This window comes from Brevibacillus borstelensis (assembly GCF_003710865.1).
Lineage (GTDB): Bacteria > Bacillota > Bacilli > Brevibacillales > Brevibacillaceae > Brevibacillus > Brevibacillus borstelensis.
This window is the reverse complement of the sequence record NZ_RHHO01000008.1, coordinates 13,113-28,472: the sequence shown is the minus strand read 5'-3', so window position 1 is coordinate 28,472 and position 15,360 is coordinate 13,113. Positions and strand designations below refer to the sequence as shown.

20 protein-coding genes and 1 riboswitch are annotated in these 15,360 nt (G+C 52.5%); of the genes, 13 read left to right on the top strand and 7 right to left on the bottom strand.

Annotation, left to right across the window (positions count from 1 at the left end; genetic code table 11):
• Positions 1-150: 150 nt before the first annotated feature.
• From EDM54_RS03950 to EDM54_RS03940, 3 genes are all read right to left on the bottom strand, one after another.
• Positions 151-1,521 (bottom strand): sensor histidine kinase, encoded by a 1,371-nt coding sequence (locus tag EDM54_RS03950; RefSeq protein ID WP_003391524.1) that lies wholly within the window; start codon positions 1,519-1,521, stop codon positions 151-153.
• Positions 1,522-2,241, bottom strand: coding sequence for a response regulator transcription factor (locus EDM54_RS03945; RefSeq protein WP_024984708.1), 720 nt, complete (start codon positions 2,239-2,241; stop codon positions 1,522-1,524).
• Positions 2,242-2,471: 230 nt separating this feature from the next.
• Positions 2,472-3,131: a C40 family peptidase gene (locus EDM54_RS03940; RefSeq protein ID WP_122957797.1), complete on the bottom strand. Its 660-nt coding sequence runs from the start codon at positions 3,129-3,131 to the stop codon at positions 2,472-2,474.
• A 5-nt stretch (positions 3,132-3,136) separates the two neighbouring features.
• A riboswitch (cyclic di-AMP (ydaO/yuaA leader) is annotated at positions 3,137-3,275 on the bottom strand.
• A gap of 379 nt (positions 3,276-3,654) precedes the next feature.
• On the opposite strand from EDM54_RS03940, the gene EDM54_RS03935 reads away from it, so the two are divergent.
• The 7 genes from EDM54_RS03935 (at position 3,655) to prpE (ending at position 9,129) form a co-directional block, all read left to right on the top strand.
• The gene (locus tag EDM54_RS03935; protein ID WP_122957796.1) at positions 3,655-4,065 is read left to right on the top strand and encodes a LiaF transmembrane domain-containing protein; all 411 of its coding nucleotides are present in this window, start codon (positions 3,655-3,657) and stop codon (positions 4,063-4,065) included.
• Between the two features lie 87 nt (positions 4,066-4,152).
• The gene (locus EDM54_RS03930; protein ID WP_122957795.1) at positions 4,153-4,848 is read left to right on the top strand and encodes a PspA/IM30 family protein; all 696 of its coding nucleotides are present in this window, start codon (positions 4,153-4,155) and stop codon (positions 4,846-4,848) included.
• A gap of 90 nt (positions 4,849-4,938) precedes the next feature.
• The gene (locus EDM54_RS03925) at positions 4,939-5,502 is read left to right on the top strand and encodes a class I SAM-dependent methyltransferase (RefSeq protein ID WP_024984705.1); all 564 of its coding nucleotides are present in this window, start codon (positions 4,939-4,941) and stop codon (positions 5,500-5,502) included.
• Positions 5,503-5,532: 30 nt separating this feature from the next.
• A complete protein-coding gene (gene liaF, locus EDM54_RS03920) occupies positions 5,533-6,408 on the top strand; it encodes a cell wall-active antibiotics response protein LiaF (RefSeq protein WP_024984704.1) in 876 nt (291 codons plus the stop codon).
• Positions 6,409-6,421: 13 nt separating this feature from the next.
• Positions 6,422-7,543 (top strand): HAMP domain-containing sensor histidine kinase, encoded by a 1,122-nt coding sequence (locus tag EDM54_RS03915; RefSeq protein ID WP_003391538.1) that lies wholly within the window; start codon positions 6,422-6,424, stop codon positions 7,541-7,543.
• Positions 7,540-8,169 carry a response regulator gene (locus EDM54_RS03910; RefSeq protein ID WP_003391540.1) on the top strand — a complete coding sequence of 210 codons (630 nt, stop codon included), beginning with the start codon at positions 7,540-7,542 and terminating at the stop codon, positions 8,167-8,169. Before EDM54_RS03915 ends, EDM54_RS03910 begins: the two co-directional genes overlap by 4 nt.
• Positions 8,170-8,301: 132 nt before the next feature.
• Positions 8,302-9,129, top strand: coding sequence for a bis(5'-nucleosyl)-tetraphosphatase PrpE (gene prpE, locus EDM54_RS03905; protein ID WP_122957794.1), 828 nt, complete (start codon positions 8,302-8,304; stop codon positions 9,127-9,129).
• Between the two features lies 1 nt (position 9,130).
• On the opposite strand, the gene EDM54_RS03900 is transcribed toward prpE, so the two are convergent.
• Entirely contained in the window at positions 9,131-9,481 is a 351-nt protein-coding gene (locus tag EDM54_RS03900) for a hypothetical protein (protein ID WP_122957793.1), read from the bottom strand.
• 16 nt (positions 9,482-9,497) lie between these two features.
• On the bottom strand, positions 9,498-10,244 hold the full coding sequence (locus EDM54_RS03895) for an N-acetylmuramoyl-L-alanine amidase family protein (protein ID WP_122957792.1): 747 nt from the start codon (positions 10,242-10,244) through the stop codon (positions 9,498-9,500).
• 150 nt (positions 10,245-10,394) lie between these two features.
• On the opposite strand from EDM54_RS03895, the gene EDM54_RS03890 reads away from it, so the two are divergent.
• Both EDM54_RS03890 and EDM54_RS03885 read left to right on the top strand, forming a co-directional pair.
• Positions 10,395-10,625: a YneF family protein gene (locus tag EDM54_RS03890; protein WP_003391547.1), complete on the top strand. Its 231-nt coding sequence runs from the start codon at positions 10,395-10,397 to the stop codon at positions 10,623-10,625.
• 20 nt (positions 10,626-10,645) lie between these two features.
• Positions 10,646-10,831 (top strand): hypothetical protein, encoded by a 186-nt coding sequence (locus EDM54_RS03885; RefSeq protein ID WP_003391551.1) that lies wholly within the window; start codon positions 10,646-10,648, stop codon positions 10,829-10,831.
• A gap of 82 nt (positions 10,832-10,913) precedes the next feature.
• Here EDM54_RS03885 and EDM54_RS03880 read toward each other — a convergent pair whose 3' ends face one another.
• Positions 10,914-11,684, bottom strand: a complete 771-nt coding sequence (locus tag EDM54_RS03880) for a TSUP family transporter (protein ID WP_003391553.1) — start codon at positions 11,682-11,684, stop codon at positions 10,914-10,916.
• Between the two features lie 203 nt (positions 11,685-11,887).
• On the opposite strand from EDM54_RS03880, the gene EDM54_RS03875 reads away from it, so the two are divergent.
• The 4 genes from EDM54_RS03875 to EDM54_RS03860 all read left to right on the top strand — a co-directional run bounded on the left by EDM54_RS03875 (position 11,888) and on the right by EDM54_RS03860 (position 14,630).
• Complete coding sequence (locus EDM54_RS03875) at positions 11,888-12,496, top strand: superoxide dismutase (RefSeq protein ID WP_003391556.1); 609 nt, start codon at positions 11,888-11,890, stop codon at positions 12,494-12,496.
• A 171-nt stretch (positions 12,497-12,667) separates the two neighbouring features.
• Positions 12,668-13,141 carry a DUF3221 domain-containing protein gene (locus EDM54_RS03870; protein ID WP_255320350.1) on the top strand — a complete coding sequence of 158 codons (474 nt, stop codon included), beginning with the start codon at positions 12,668-12,670 and terminating at the stop codon, positions 13,139-13,141.
• Between the two features lie 155 nt (positions 13,142-13,296).
• Complete coding sequence (locus tag EDM54_RS03865; RefSeq protein WP_122957790.1) at positions 13,297-14,088, top strand: dioxygenase family protein; 792 nt, start codon at positions 13,297-13,299, stop codon at positions 14,086-14,088.
• Positions 14,089-14,168: 80 nt separating this feature from the next.
• Positions 14,169-14,630, top strand: a complete 462-nt coding sequence (locus EDM54_RS03860; protein WP_003391562.1) for a carboxymuconolactone decarboxylase family protein — start codon at positions 14,169-14,171, stop codon at positions 14,628-14,630.
• A gap of 133 nt (positions 14,631-14,763) precedes the next feature.
• On the opposite strand, the gene EDM54_RS03855 is transcribed toward EDM54_RS03860, so the two are convergent.
• Positions 14,764-15,309 (bottom strand): pyridoxamine 5'-phosphate oxidase family protein, encoded by a 546-nt coding sequence (locus EDM54_RS03855; RefSeq protein WP_003391564.1) that lies wholly within the window; start codon positions 15,307-15,309, stop codon positions 14,764-14,766.
• Positions 15,310-15,360: the final 51 nt, after the last annotated feature.

Here is a 15,360-nt window from a genome sequence, read left to right as displayed (position 1 = left end):
AAAAAAGGCATCTGCCCACCATTTTTGCAATTTCCGCTAAGGTGTTAGATACCGAACTGGGGTTATTTATCACTGAAAGCAACATGCTATACAAGATAATCTACCAGACAATTATAAAGGATATATTAACTGAGAATAAATCTATATAAATTAAGATTGGAAAAAGGGGATCGTAAAGGAAAAAGAGCTCCCCCTCCCCAGCTCGCTGCTGACGGAAATCGAACCGCCGTGACGCTGGACGATGCTTTGGCAGATCGTCAGGCCCAGGCCGGTTCCGCCATTGTTGCGATTGCGCGATTTTTCCGCGCGGTAAAACTTGGTGAAGATTTTGGTCAAATCCTCCTGCGAGATGCCTTCACCCTTGTCGATCACGGAAAAGAGCACATGCCCCTCCCGCTGGTCGCAGGTGAGCAGGATCGATCCGTTCGGCTTGTTGTAGTAAATGGCGTTGTTTAACAGATTTTCCAGTACGCGGCGGAGCTTGGTCTCGTCCGCCTCGATGTACAGATCATTGGAGATGCGCAGCTTCCACTGGAGTGTTAGTCCCGATTCCTTGATCTTGACCAGGTAGTCCTCAATGATTCCTTTTGCAAAGCTCTTGACGTGGATGCGGCTCAGGTTCAGCTTCAGCTCCGTACTTTGCTGGGTAAAGTCCTGCAGTTCGTCGAGCAGCTTGTCGAGATCGTCCGTCTTCTGTTCGATCTTTTTCATCTGCTTCTTGATCCGTTCCAGATCGGTTACCCGCCCTGAGGCGATGTAGGAGGCGTATCCTTTGATTGTTGTCAGCGGTGTCCGGAAATCGTGAGCGATCGCGGAAATCAGCTCGGATTGACGCTCTTCGGAAAACCGGAGCTGATCGACCATGTCGGAGAAGTAGCGAAACAGACGGCCAAATTCGTCTTCTGAATGGTACGTAAACGAAACCAGCCGTTTTCCTTCGCGAATTTCCTGCGTTACGCGGGACAGCTCGTTTACCGGCCGGTGAATCCAGCGGACGAAGAAGCCGAGCAGGACAAGTCCGACCAGGGCAATGCTCCCGTAGATGTACCAGAGCATCATGCTGACCCCTTTTGTTGCCATAATATCGGAGTCATCTGTGTAGAAGTAGATGATGGTTTCGCCTTTTTTCGGCGGTTCGTGTTGAAAATGGTATTCCGCCACAACCTTCAGATCGGTATTTTCCTTTTTTATTTTCCTCGGCGGATTTTTCAAATTGTATGCCTGGGATGTCTTGATGAAGATCGTGTTGCCGTTGGCGTCCTTGACTAACATTTTGTATACCAAATCCTCCGGCAACTGCTTTTCCAACTCGCTGCGGTCTGTCGGGTCCTTGAAATTGCTGGCGCTGAGCAGCTGATTGACGCGAACCTTTTCAGCCGTTTCCTTTTCATAGCGATATTGATTGTGGCGATCCGTTTTCAGTTGAACGACAATAATATCCTCGAAGACAAACTTGAAAACGAACAGGTTCAGCGCAATCAGTGCGAAGAACGAGAGGAACAGCTTGTTGCGGATGCTCATCTACACCTTCTCCCCGATGAAAACGTAACCCGTCCCCCACTGCGTTTTGATGTACTGCCGCTCCCGTTCCAGCTTTTCCCGCAAATTTTTGATATGAACCGTCACAGTATTGAGGGAGCCGTAGCCGTATCCCCATACCCGGTCGTAAATTTGTTCGCGGGTAAACACAATGCCGGCATTTTCGGCCAGAAAGGTGAGCAACTGAAATTCTTTGGTGGAAAGGTCAATTTTTTCTTCATTTACATACACCGAGTACGTTTCCTTGTGGATTTCCAGTCCTTTAAATTTCAAAACGGTAATGGAGGAGCCGGATGGGTCCTTTTCGCTGTGCTCTTCGGTATGCTTGCGAATCCGCTCGTACCTTCTCAGATGCGCCCGGATGCGGGCGAGCAGCTCTTCCGTGTCGAATGGCTTCGTGATATAGTCATCGGCGCCGATTTCAAAACCGACGACTTTGTCGACCGCTTTTCCTTTCGCACTGAGAAACAGGATCGGCAGGTCCGATTCGCGGCGAATTTGCGAGCACAGCTCATAGCCGCTCATATTCGGCATCATGATGTCCAAAAGAATCAAATTGGGCTTCAAGCCTTGCTTCAACAAAGTAAGGGCATGCTCCCCGCTCTCTGAAAAAGTGACCTCATACCCTTCGTTTTCCAAAATATCTTCAAGAAGCTCTATGATTTCCTGATTGTCGTCTACAAGCAAAATATGGTCTTTCACAGGTACTCCCCCAGTAACCTCAAATCTCCTGAATATTTGTATTCTCTCCTATCATAACACGGTTTGACTGGTGAAGGACAAAGAAACCAAACGTTACCAGCGTGTTCCGGCAGGAAAAAGGACATATAATGAAGAATAGCGGGTGTTACTTCCTATTGACACCAGGTGCTAAATTTCGTCAGAAAAAGCCAGAGACCTAACGTCCCTGGCTTTCATTTTTGTGCTTGCACTTACTTGCTAGGCTGCGCTTCCGGCTGTTGTTCCGGCTGTGGCACTGTATGTGTCTCAACTGGTGTCTCAGCTGCAGCTGCTGCCTGCTGCCCAGGCTGTTGCTCTGGTTGAGCTGCCTCGGGCGCTTTCGCTTGTTGTTCTGGTTGTGCTTCAGGCAAGGAAGCCGCTTGTACCGCTTTCTTGGCTGGAGGAGTGTCGGTGGCTTTCGCCTGGAGTGCCGGAGCAGCGATTCGCTTGGCTCCTACATAGCGTTTGCTCCAGTAGTAAGGGTCGCTCAATTTGGTATTGACGACGCCTCTGCCAGATTCCGAGTGCACAAACGTGTCATTGCCGATGTAGATTCCTACGTGGGAAATGCTTCTTCCATTCGTCTTGAAGAAGACGAGGTCGCCGGGCTGCAAATCTTTGCGGCTAACCGGTTGGCCGACTTGGTACTGAGAAGAAGAATTGTGAGGCAAATCTACACCTAGCGCATCAAACACATAGCGTGTAAAACCGGAGCAGTCAAAGCCCTTTTTCGTGGTACCGGAAGACTTGTAAGGGACACCGTACAGATCATTGACGACATTCATCAGGGGGGTTCCCTCCTGAGCATGCGCCGCACTGGCACCCATCGCAAGCAACCCGGCAATAAGCAAAGAAACTACTGTCTTGCGCAAAAGATACTGCTCCTCTCCTGAGCCTACGAGGTTAGCTGAAGGGTTCGGTCGAAAGGAATTCCCTAGACTGCGAGAGCGCAGCCATTCACCCCAAAGATAATGGGTCCCCCGTTTCCGCATAGCGGAACTCGGCTATTTTTCGATGTTTTTTTACACGCACCTCCACACAATTCAACACTTGTCCCACTTTTCCTTTTTATACCCATGCTTGTTCACGATTTCGTCACAATATTTTGTCATAAGCTGTAACGTTTCGGCAGTACCGTGCAAGCGATGTTTTTCTTCTATAAGTAATGGAAACGATGTGTCGGACTCTCCCGCTACAAGACGGCTTCACCCCACGCCGGAAAAGGGCTGAACCTAATCAGGAGGGACCCTTGTCCGATTGGGGGACGACACTTTATCCGTCCAGGGACGGAGGCAAAAACCAACCGCTCGCCCGTTATGTCGAACACTGGCCCCGTCTAGAATAAAGGCATAAGGTTGACACACCAACAAATAGTCGATTGGAGGGAAGCATTTCATGAGTGAGCGGTCTGGCAAGGTGCTCCTTGGACTCGCATTGCTGCTGACCGGAGGGTTTGTCTTATTGGACCAACTCGGTATCGATGGCGGCGATTTCCTCGGTGTGCTGATCCCCGGGCTGATCATGTTATACGGAGCCCGTAAAGTGATTGGCAGTTCCGGTTCCCGCTTCTGGGGGATACTGATCTTTCTGTTCGGGCTGTTAATGTTGATCGGCAAGCTGCATTTACTGTTCAATGTCGTACTGGCTATCGGAGTGATTTACCTCGGGTACCGCTTTATCCGCCGCAGTGACAAGACGCATGATTCCATGCCGACAGCATGGGAGCGGCAGTGGGCACGGCAGGTATTGAAAGAGGATGCTCTGGACGGCTGGGAGCACAGAATGGCCAAGAAGCAACAACCTTGATATCGATGACAAGTGATGAAACAAACCTGAAAAGTGCAAGGTACATGACAATCAAATTTCTTGTGATATGATAAGGAGGACTAAAAAATGGGTATTTTTAAACGACTGCGTGACTTGACGGTGGCTTCTGTGAATGACGCTTTGGATTCGATGGAAGATCCGGTGGTTATGCTCAATCAGTACATGCGTGACATGGAAGTGGAGATCGGACAAGTGGAAGTGGCAGTAGCGAAGCAAGTGGCCCTGGAGAAGAAATTCCACCAGCAATGGGAAGAGGCAGTGGCGCTTGCGGAAAAACGCGATCGTCAGGTGAAGCTGGCGCTGACCGAAGGAGAAGACCTGCTCGCGCGCCGGGCTTTGGCCGACAAGAAGCAATACGAGCTGCGTGCCCAGGAATACGAAGCCCTTTATCTGACAGCATCGGAAGCCGCTCAGCAAATGCGCGAGAAGCTGGCCGAGCTGAAAGAAGAATTTTATAAAATGAGAGCGAAAAAATTCACTCTGATGGCAAGAGCGCAAGTAGCGAAAACGCAAAAACAAGTGAACCATGCAATTGTCGGCATGGGCAATCAATCTGCCGGCAAAGGCTTTTCCCGGATGGAAGAAAAAGTGCTGCGGATGGAAGCGGAAGCCAATCTGAGCGGCCAGTGGCGCCAGACCAGCGCTGGTTTGGAGCAAGCTCTCGAGTCCCTTGAAAAGAATGATCTGGATGAGGAGCTGGCCCAAATCAAAGCGTCTTTGCAAAGCAAAAAGGATGCCGAGCCTGCGAAAGTTCAGGAGTAACGACAGGAATCAGGCATCTCGTGTAGAATAGGAAGTGGCAACCAGGCAGCCTGTCCAAGCAGGCTGCTTTTCCCCTAGGAGGTTCTATCCTTGGCAGACTTTATGGTCTTTTTACGTCGATTTTTTGCGGAGCCAGGACGTGTAGGAAGCATCATTCCCAGCTCTCGTTTTTTATGCGAAAAGATGCTGTGCAGCGTGGACTGGAATCAGTCTGACGTGATTATAGAACTGGGGCCTGGAACAGGCGCCTTTACGGAAAGCATTCTAAAGAAAAAAAGGCTCGATACCAAATACATTTTGGTGGAGAGAGATCCGTTGTTTCGCGAAATGCTGACTCGCCGATTTCCCGGCATCACGATGTGGGATGAGGCACTGAAGCTGCAAGAGTACATGAGTAAGGCCGGGATTGGCAAGGCTGATGCCATTATCTCCGGACTTCCGTTTGCCAACTTTCCCGCGGAATTGCGGACGGGGATCTTGGATGAAGTCCAGTCTGCCCTTGCTCCGGGTGGCCTGTTCATCACGTTTCAATACTCCCTCCAACTGAAAGCTGAGCTGCAGACGCGCTTTCAGCGGGTAGAAACCACATTTACGCCGTTGAATATTCCGCCTGCGTTTATTTATACTTGCCGTGACGGAAGTGTAGGAAATTAGCCGACATGGGGCGTAAGAGAGGAGACCTTTGTGAAATTGTCCCGCTTACAAAAAATGACGGTCGGTGTCTTGATCATTTTGACAGGAATTGGCCTTTTTCTTGACAGCTTGCATATAATCACGTTTGGCCTCTTTGATTTGTGGCCGATGGTTCTCGTGTATTTCGGCGTACAGATGTGGGGAAATCACAAGCGTGTTCGGGGAGGCCTGCTGGCCGGGCTCGGCATCATGATTGCTTTGGACATGTGGCTTCATATCGGCATGGATGATCTGTTCCAGCTTGTAATCCCGCTTTTGTTCATTTACTTTGGATTTCGGCTGATCCGTGGGCGTTCGGCTGACAAAGGAATCCGGCCGACAATACCGGAGGCTGCCGAAGCAGCCGATGCTGATCCGAATTTTGCTTCAGCGGAAGATACGGCAACAGGCAAACAATCAGGGCATTGGAGACAGAAAGCGGGATACCGCAATCCATTTGGAACGGAAAGAAGCAGATGGACTGCTTCATCCGCGGGCCCTGGCAGCATTTTGTCGCCCAAAGATTCCCGCAGTTCGCTGATCGGTGATTTTCACTTGACATCCGGCCGCTTTGAGCTAAGCCAGTTGCATATCTGGCACGGAGTCGGGAATGTTGTCATAGATCTGTCCCGGGCGATGCTGATGGATGATGAAGCGTTTCTGATAGTCGACGGTTGGGTGGGGGACGTCACTATTTACGTTCCGGTAGACATGCCAGTAGCCGTATCTGCGGAGGTGCGCATCGGCGATCTGGAAGTGTTTGGCCATAGGCAGGGGGGCATCAATCGCAGCGTGATGATCCGCTCCGAACAGTACGAACAGGAAGCGCAAAAAATCCATGTACAGATTTCGCTGCTCGTCGGCGATGTTAAAGTCAAGTACATTTAGGGGGTACTGACAAATGCGACGACAGCGGTTGGCAAGTATCCAATGGCAGTACGTGCGCTACGGTTTGCTGCTGGCCGTAGGAGCGGTTACCGCCTCCTTTTTGTGCAGTTTGATTCTGTATTTCGTGGTGGCCGGGGACCCGGACGTCACGAGATGGCTTGCGACCTACCTGCATCTCTATTTGCCGGAGAAGCTGGATTGGAAAACACAACTGGCCTCGTTTGCATTCGCGATCCTGACAGCAAGTGTCGTCGGGTTGGTCGGAGGCTACATTTTCGGGAATTTGCTGAAAAAGAGACTGCAGGTGCTTTGGGAGGCAGCCACCAGCCTGGGGCGCGGCATATTGTCTTCGCGCGTCCCTGAGCTGGGCGAGGACGAGATCGGTGAACTGGGCTGGCAGCTGAACCGTCTGGCGGCCCAGTGGGAAGAACAGGTCGCTTCCCTGCAACGGCTGTCCAATCACAACGCCGCTTTGGCGGAACAATTGAAGCATACAGCGGTCACCGAAGAGCGGCAGCGACTGGCCCGCGAGCTGCACGACGCGGTCAGCCAGCAGTTGTTTGCCATCGCGATGACCACTGCAGCCTTAAAAAGACTGATCGAAAAAAATCCGCAGCGAGCTGCCCAGCAGATCGAGCTGGTGGAAGAAATGGCCGCGGCTGCGCAGGCGGAGATGAGGGCGCTCCTGCTGCACCTCCGCCCGGCGACTTTGCAGAACAAGGCACTGAAGGAAGCCATTGAAGATCTGCTGGAAGAGCTGACCCGCAAAAATGCGATGGAAATTAGCTGGGAGATCGAAGAAGTGGACAACCTGCCGAGCGGAATCGAGGACCATCTGTTCCGCATTTTGCAGGAATCACTCTCCAACACGCTCCGGCATGCCCGTGCCAACCACATCGCGGTCAAGCTGTTTACGCTGAAGGGGCAAGTCAGGCTGCGCATCGTAGACGATGGCGTCGGCTTTGATCCGGAGGGAGAGAAGCTGACTTCGTACGGATTGAGAAGCATGCGGGAGCGGGTGGCAGAGCTCGGCGGCTCGCTGGATATTTACTCGGCAGTCGGAAAAGGGACGCAGATCGAGGTGCGCATCCCGATCATGCTGCAAGCGGAAATGGAAGGGAGAGAGCTGACATGATACGCGTATTGCTCGTGGACGATCATGAAATGGTGCGAATGGGATTGGCTGCTTATCTGTCTACTGAAGACGACATTGAAGTAGTAGCCGAAGCATCCAGCGGTGAAGAAGGAGTGAAGCTGGCTGTCGAGCTGCAGCCGGACGTGGTTTTGATGGACCTCGTGATGGAGGGGATCGGCGGCGTGGAAGCGACCAGGCGGGTACGTGAAACCTGCCCCGCTAGCAAAGTCATCGTCTTGACCAGCTTCATTGATGATGAAAAGGTATATCCCGTCATTGAGGCAGGAGCGTTCAGTTATCTCTTGAAAACCTCGCGTGCAGCCGAAATTGCCCGGGCGATCCGGGCGGCAGCCGCAGGCGAGCCGGTCCTGGAGTCTCGCGTCGCCGGCAAAATCATGGCCCGCTTCCGTCATGGACAAGAAGCGCAGCCGCATGAACAGTTGACGCCGCGCGAGCTGGAAGTATTGAAGCTGATCGGCCAAGGCAAGTCCAACCAGGAGATTGCGGACGAACTGATCATCGGCATCAAGACCGTGAAGACCCACGTCAGCAACATCCTGTCCAAGCTGGGCGTCGAGGACCGCACACAGGCGGCCATCTACGTACATACGCATCATCTGGATTAGTTGCTTGCCCTTCTCCTCTATTTCCATAGGCTATCCCGTTTTCCGCTAATTCGGACTCACCCCCTTGGGTGAGTTTTTTTGCTTGAATTTGGCAATCATAGAATGTAGAAGATGCGGAAAGGAGAACGGGCTATGAGGCACAAACCGCGTACACGCTCCAGGATGATGGCTGCCGATCAGGGTGTCGACATTGTCGGCGATGTCCATGCTTGTTACGACGAGTTTATGGAACTCTTGCAGCGCTTGGGATATGAACGTTGTCACGACGGGACCCACCGGCATCCTGAGGGCCGGAAGCTCCTTTCTCTCGGAGACATTACAAGCCGCGGGCCACAATCGATCAAGATGCTGCAGTTTTTCATCCGGCATGTGGCAGCGGGCCTGGCGGAGATGGTGGACAGCAACCACGGGTGGAAAATTGCCCGCTGGCTGGATGGACGCCCTGTCATGCTGGCGCATGGTGACGAGAAGGTAGCTGACGAGTTTCAAATATTCGAACGGGAGTACGGGGCCAGGAGGGCCGATCAATTAAAGGAGCAGAGCAGGAGACTCCTGTTTTCCTCCCCTTCGCACATGATGGTGCACTATCAGGGACGGCTAGTCCTCGTTGCGGTTCACGCGGGGATACGCGATGATTACATCGGAAAAGAATCTCCTTCCATCCAGAGCTATTGTCGGTACGGAGATGTAGCCGGGACAGGGGCCGACGGGAGACCGATCCGCAGGGATTGGGCAGCCGAACGGGTAAAAGCCGAGCCGCTTATCGTCTGGGGACATGATCCTCGTCCCGAGCCGGAAAGAAAGAATGGCACGCTCAATATCGACCAGGGATGCGTGTTTGGAGGGATGCTTACCGCCTATCGCTTCCCGGAGGACGAGATTGTGAGCGTACCAGCACGTGAAAACTACTCAGGCTTGGCAGAAACGCCGTTGACACGCTATTTGGCCGAGTTTGGATGAGTCACACTCTCCAATCGGCTGAAGTTGACCCGGGTGAGGCGGCTGTCTCCCCCTGCTCCTTTGCCGGGGGGCTGCTTTGACCGTTTCGCTTGCGGAGCAAGGTGACCTGCTGCATCGTATTTTTGGCAGTCGAGTGGATGCCGACAGCGGCCAGAGCAGCCGTCCCGCCTTCCAGCAAGGCAATTCGCCAGTCGAATCCCGTGCTGTAGATCCATTGATTGACCATGTAAAGACCGAGGATGAGCACCATGGCGACCCAACCGCGCAGCTTTTTTGGTATGCGGAGAAAATCCGACATGCTTGCAGCGGCGGCCAAAGCCAGCGCAATGATCAGACCGAGGTCAAAACCCATCAGAATCCCTCCTTGCTCAAGGTGTGCGCAATTTTTCGAACAGCCGTTTCAGGATGACCGCTTCCGCCCACAGAGGCAGCGGTTTATCCGGCTCATGGCGCCAATCTTCGTTTGTAAGCAAGCCTTCTTTAAACATCCAATCTATCGCTTCTTGCTTCCATTCAGGCACGTTTGCTCCTCCTCCGTCTCCTGGATTTGTCTGGGTTGGCGGCTTGTATGGACGGTTGGTGTATTCGCAAAAGGAACGGACCACGCCCTCTGCGAGCTCTCGCCAATCCCGGTCCAATTTTTCCGCATCCAGCGGATTGTCGGCGAAGCCGTATTCGATAATCACTGTCTCCACACTGCCGGTCTCCCGGTGCATGAAGTAGTAGTCTTTGCTCGGGTTGTTGGGGAGTGTGCGGGTAAAGATGCGGCGGCCCGGCATCCCTTCTGCTTCCAGGTCATCGAGGATCAGACGGGGAAATGTAGGGGAGGAGTAAATCGAGTAAATAACCTCCGCACCCCGTCCTCCACCGGCATTGACGTGGTTGGAGATACAATAGCGGGCACCGCTGTTTCTGACCAGAGTGGCGCGATCATCGCTCGTCAGGGTGGTATCGCCGGTTCGGGTGATGGCAACAGGAATGTTCAGGGTCTGAAATCTCGAGTATTGGTAAAGGGAAATCTGCAAATTTTTCTCTTTTTCTGTAAAGAGCTGATTGGAGCCGCCGCCCGGATCGATCCCGCCATGCCCCGGGTCTATCACCAAAATGGGGGTCATATAAAGTCACCTCCTGTTTCAGCATATGCGAAAAGGTGCGAACATGCCGAAGGACAGTTCGCTCATTTTCCCCGGGCGGCGATGTACAGAGCACGCAGTTGTGGTACAATAGGAGAGATTTAATTCCCAAAAGAGGATGGTAATGTATTGATGGCTTGGTACAACTGGGTAATCCCGATCGTGACATTGATTATCGGCCTTGCCGGAGGATTTTTCGGCGGCACGTACTATCTGCGCAAGCAGGTGGAAAATATGCAGATGGATGACAAACAATTACAAGCGATGGCTCGTTCCATGGGCGTTAACCTGAATCAAAAACAACTGAAGCAAATGAGCCGCAACATGAAAAACATGAAGATGCCTAAAAAGTTTGGCAAGTAATTGGCAAAGGGGATGTCGACATGGGTCCGACCCGTCTGCGTTATACGATGATCGGCTTCATTGTCGGCGTCGTCGTTGTTTATTTAAAAGGGCTTCCGATCAGTGAAGGAGTTCGCTTTGCTTTTCCTTTTTACGGAGCGGGGCTTGGTTTGTTGATTGACGGCATCATCTTGCGCCTAAAGCAGCGCAAGGGGAAAAATGAGTAGCCGTAAAAGAGCTGACAGGAGCATACGCAGTACAAAAAATGGATAGAGCAGCCAGAGATTTCTCGGCTGCCCTATCCATTTTTCAGCTTGTAAAGAACAACTCATAGACCATCTTGGTAATCAAGGTGATGGACACCAGCAAAAACAAGGGACGAACGTAGCGCACACCTGTTTTGATCGCAACACGGGCACCCAGCGTGGCCCCCAGGAGCATCGCCACACCCATGGTCAGCCCGGTAATGAAAATCACTTTGCCCTCCAGCATAAAGACCAGCAGAGCCGCGATGTTGCTGGCCAGGTTCAGGATGCGCCCATTGCCGGCGGCTATGACAAAATCATAGCCAAAGAGAAGAACCATCAGAAAGACGAAAAACGATCCGGTGCCGGGTCCGAAAAAGCCGTCGTAAAAGCCGATCAAAAACGTGACCGGAATCCCCAGACCGAGCGTAAACTTGGTGTATCCCTTAAACGTGGTGTTTTCGCCAAACCGCTTGTTCAGCAGGGTATAGACAAAAATTGCGGCCATCATGATGATGACCAGCACCTTGAGAAATTCTTGCGGGACAAACAGTACTGTTTTCGCCCCGAAATAGGCGCCCACAAGCGAAACGGGGAACAGGATCGCCATCAGTTTCTTGTCAAATTTACCCATGCGAATAAAGGTGACGGAGCTGGTGGCCGAGGAGATGGTGCCTGCCAGCTTGTTTGTTCCCAAAGCCAAATACGGCGGAATGCCAAGCCCAAGCAGTGCAGGGAGCGAAATTAAGCCTCCACCGCCCACGGTACTGTCGATAAAGGCAGCGACAAAACCAAAAAAGGCAAGAAACAGAATCGTTGATAAGTCCAAGTCCATAGAAGATCACCTTGCTTGTTGAATTGGGTTCATGAATAATCCAAGTCTAGCACGGCTTTTGTACATTGCAAGATACTATTTACTGATATAGGGGGATTTTGAAGATTACGATACTTAGCATACCGATTTGTTGTAAAAGTGAGCGGTTTGCATTATAATAAAAAGCGAGCTTGAACTACATACCATTGAGGAGGAATGTTATCATGGCACATCAACTTCCTGAACTGCCTTACGCACACAATGCGTTGGAGCCTCACATCGACGCGCAAACCATGGAGATCCACCACGGACGCCACCATGCTACTTATGTAAACAACCTGAACGCTGCATTGGAAGGCCACGCTGACCTGCAAGCGAAATCTGTAGAAGAGCTGATCAGCAACCTGGATGCATTGCCAGAAGCGATCCGCACTGCTGTGCGCAACAACGGCGGCGGTCATGCGAACCACGCTCTGTTCTGGCAAATCCTGAGCCCGAACGGCGGCGGAGCACCTGCTGGAGCACTGGCAGATGCGATCAACGCAGCATTCGGCAGCTTTGACAACTTCAAAGCTGAATTCGCGAAAGCGGCAACTACCCGTTTCGGTTCCGGTTGGGCATGGCTGATCGTAGATGGCGGCAAATTGGCCATCACCTCCACTCCAAACCAAGACAGCCCGATCATGGAAGGCAAAACGCCAATCCTCGGTCTGGACGTTTGGGAGCATGCTTACTACCTGAAGTATCAAAACAAACGCCCTGATTACATCGGTGCATTCTGGAACGTTGTAAACTGGGACGAAGTCAGCAAGCGCTTTGAAGCTGCCCGCTAAGCGGAAATCAACGCGATAGCATTGCTGCTTACGAACAAAAGGCATGTCGGACAAACCGGCATGCCTTTTTTGTTTGTTTCCTCGCCTTCGCAACGAAACGTCAACTGCCATCGTCTTAGCCATAGGAATAGAAAAAATAAGCGAAAAGGGTGGTTGATCACCGTGGATAAAATGTTGAAGCAGGTAGGGATTGCGCTGGGGCTATTGCTGGTGGTGGGTTCAGTGGTTGCTGCGGGCAAAATGCTGCCAGGCGAGTCGCCGCAGGCAGAAAAGCAAATCGACATCGCAGGAACCGTCACCGCTGTCATCACCGGACCGATCGGGGGGCAGCCGGATCAATCAGCAGATCCGAGCGCGTCTGTATCGAGCAAGGACACTCCCAATGGTATCGATCCGGCTCAGCCGACCGGGATTGTCGCGATCATGGTTGAGGCGGATTCCCAAAGCGGCAAAACGCCCTATGATAAAGCCTCTGTCTCTCTCCGAAAGTCGCCGGAGCTGCTGAAAAAGCAAGGGGATTCGCTCGTGCCGGCGACATTGGATGACTTGCGGGAGGGAACCAGGGTGGAGGTTTCTTTCGACGGGCCTGTCGCCGAATCCTACCCCGTACAGGCGACCGCAGGGATGATCGTCATCGTGGAATAGAAAAGCAAATCAAACATGCCGGGACAGTTGATCGATTTGACACTTGGTCTCTGTCGGAGAGCGGCCTGCAAAGGAAAGGATAGAAAGTATGGAAGGAATGAGATATAATACTTACTAAAGGTAATTAAGTGTACAAAAGGAAGGTGTCTTGCACCATGAAAATGCCATCGCTTTTCCTCGCTCATGGAGCGCCGCTGCTTGCGATTGAGCGGAATCAATATACGGAAGCACTGAAGCAGCTGGCAGAGGAACTGCCTCGTCCGAGGGCCATCCTGATTTTTTCCGCCCACTGGGAGAGCCGCGTTCAGGCTGTCGGGACGACAAAGCTCAACGCTACCATCCACGATTTTGGCGGCTTTCCTCGTGAGCTGTATGAAATTCAGTACCCGGCCAAAGGCGATCCCGCTCTGGCTGCCGAGGCATTGCGCATTTTCGCAGAGAATAACATTCCGGCAACGGCCGAGCCGGTCCGCGGGCTGGATCACGGGGCATGGGTCGTCTTGCGGATGATGTACCCGGAAGCAGATATTCCAGTCGTCTCGCTCTCGGTCAATCCGCAGCTTTCAGCGGAAGAGCAGTATGCGATTGGCAAAGCCCTGCAAGCTTTCCGCGAGGACGGTGTCTTGATCATCGGCAGCGGAGGAACGGTACACAATTTTGCCTACATGAGTATGCGCTCCGATACGGAGGAGGGAGACGAGTGGGCCGTTGCGTTTGAAGAATGGCTGCGGGACAGGATCGAGGCTTGGGATCTGGAGTCCTTGTTCCGCTACGATACGCTTGCTCCGTATGCCCGGCAGGCTGTTCCTTTGCACGGAAGCGAGCATTTCGTTCCCCTGCTCTATGCGATGGGCGCTGCCGATGAAGACCGAACGGCAGCCAGGGAGCATATCAGCTTTCGCTATGGCAGCCTCAGCCATGTCATCTGGAAATTTGGGGCGAAATAAAAAAATCTCGAAAAACCGGTCACAAACTCGAGGGGTTTCTCGTTTCAAGTACGAACGAGAAATCACAAGAGAGAGGATCGATGGCAATGAAACCGAGAATGGAATATCGCAAGGCAAATCCCCAGGCTTTCCAAACAATGCTGCAAATGGAGAAATTCGTCCGCAGCAGCGGGTTGGACCACAAGCTTCTGGAGCTGGTGAAAACGCGGGCGTCCCAGTTGAACGGCTGCGCATACTGCCTTGACATGCACACTCGTGAAGCGAGAGAAAACGGCGAGACTGAGCAGCGCCTCTATCTGCTCAATGCCTGGAGAGAAGCGGATGTGTACACCGAAGCAGAGCGGGCGGCACTGGCTCTGACGGAAGCCGTTACGCTGATCGCAAAAGAGGGCGTTCCGGAAGCGGTGTTCCAGAACGTACAGAAGCATTTCAGCGAGGAGGAAACCGTCTCCCTGCTGATGGCTATCAACACGATCAACTCCTGGAACCGGTTGGCGATTGCTACCGGAATGAGCGCCCCTGCTGACTTGCCGGTACGGTAATGGATGAATCGCCCTACGCGATAGATGTTTATGAATGACAAAAAAGACACGCTGTCCTGCAGTGTGCGGCGACCGAGCTTACAGGTCGCGGCCCGCGGGGATCAGACGTGTCTTTTTGATGTAGAGGTGTTGTTTACACATCCATCTGCCGGGTACGGCCGGGATAAAAGGCATTCTTCTCCGGCAGCGGATTTCCTTTCGCGGTGATCGCATCGGGTTTGATCCGAAAAACGGCTGCGACGCTTCCCATCGAAGAGCGGTACTTCACTACATGCTGCAAGGAAAGCGGCTCCGGGTAGTAGCCGGGAACGTATTTGTCCAGCATGGCTTGCAGGGCATCGCGCATTTCTTCCGGCTCCTCGACCCGCTCCACCTTGCCGAAAACCATGGCACTCATGTAGGCTGTGTCGGTGAGAGCCGGCACCGGATCAGCGATCGTTCCGTATTCGTCGCAAACGCTAAAACAGACGCGGGCGTTTTTGGCGATCATCTCGACTTTTCTGCCGGAATCTGCTCCGTGAAAGTAGATATTGCCGTTTAGCCAGCTAAAATTCAGCGGAACGACATAAGGCTCTTCTCCGTCAGTCAGACCGAGGTGGCCGATCCTGGCTTGCGTGAGAAAGGCATCGATTTGGTCTTGATCAGTAACTGTGCGTTTGGAATAGCGGATGGGAAACAAAGGATCTCCTCCGTTCGATGTAGGATGTACGTCCATGATAGGAGGATTCTG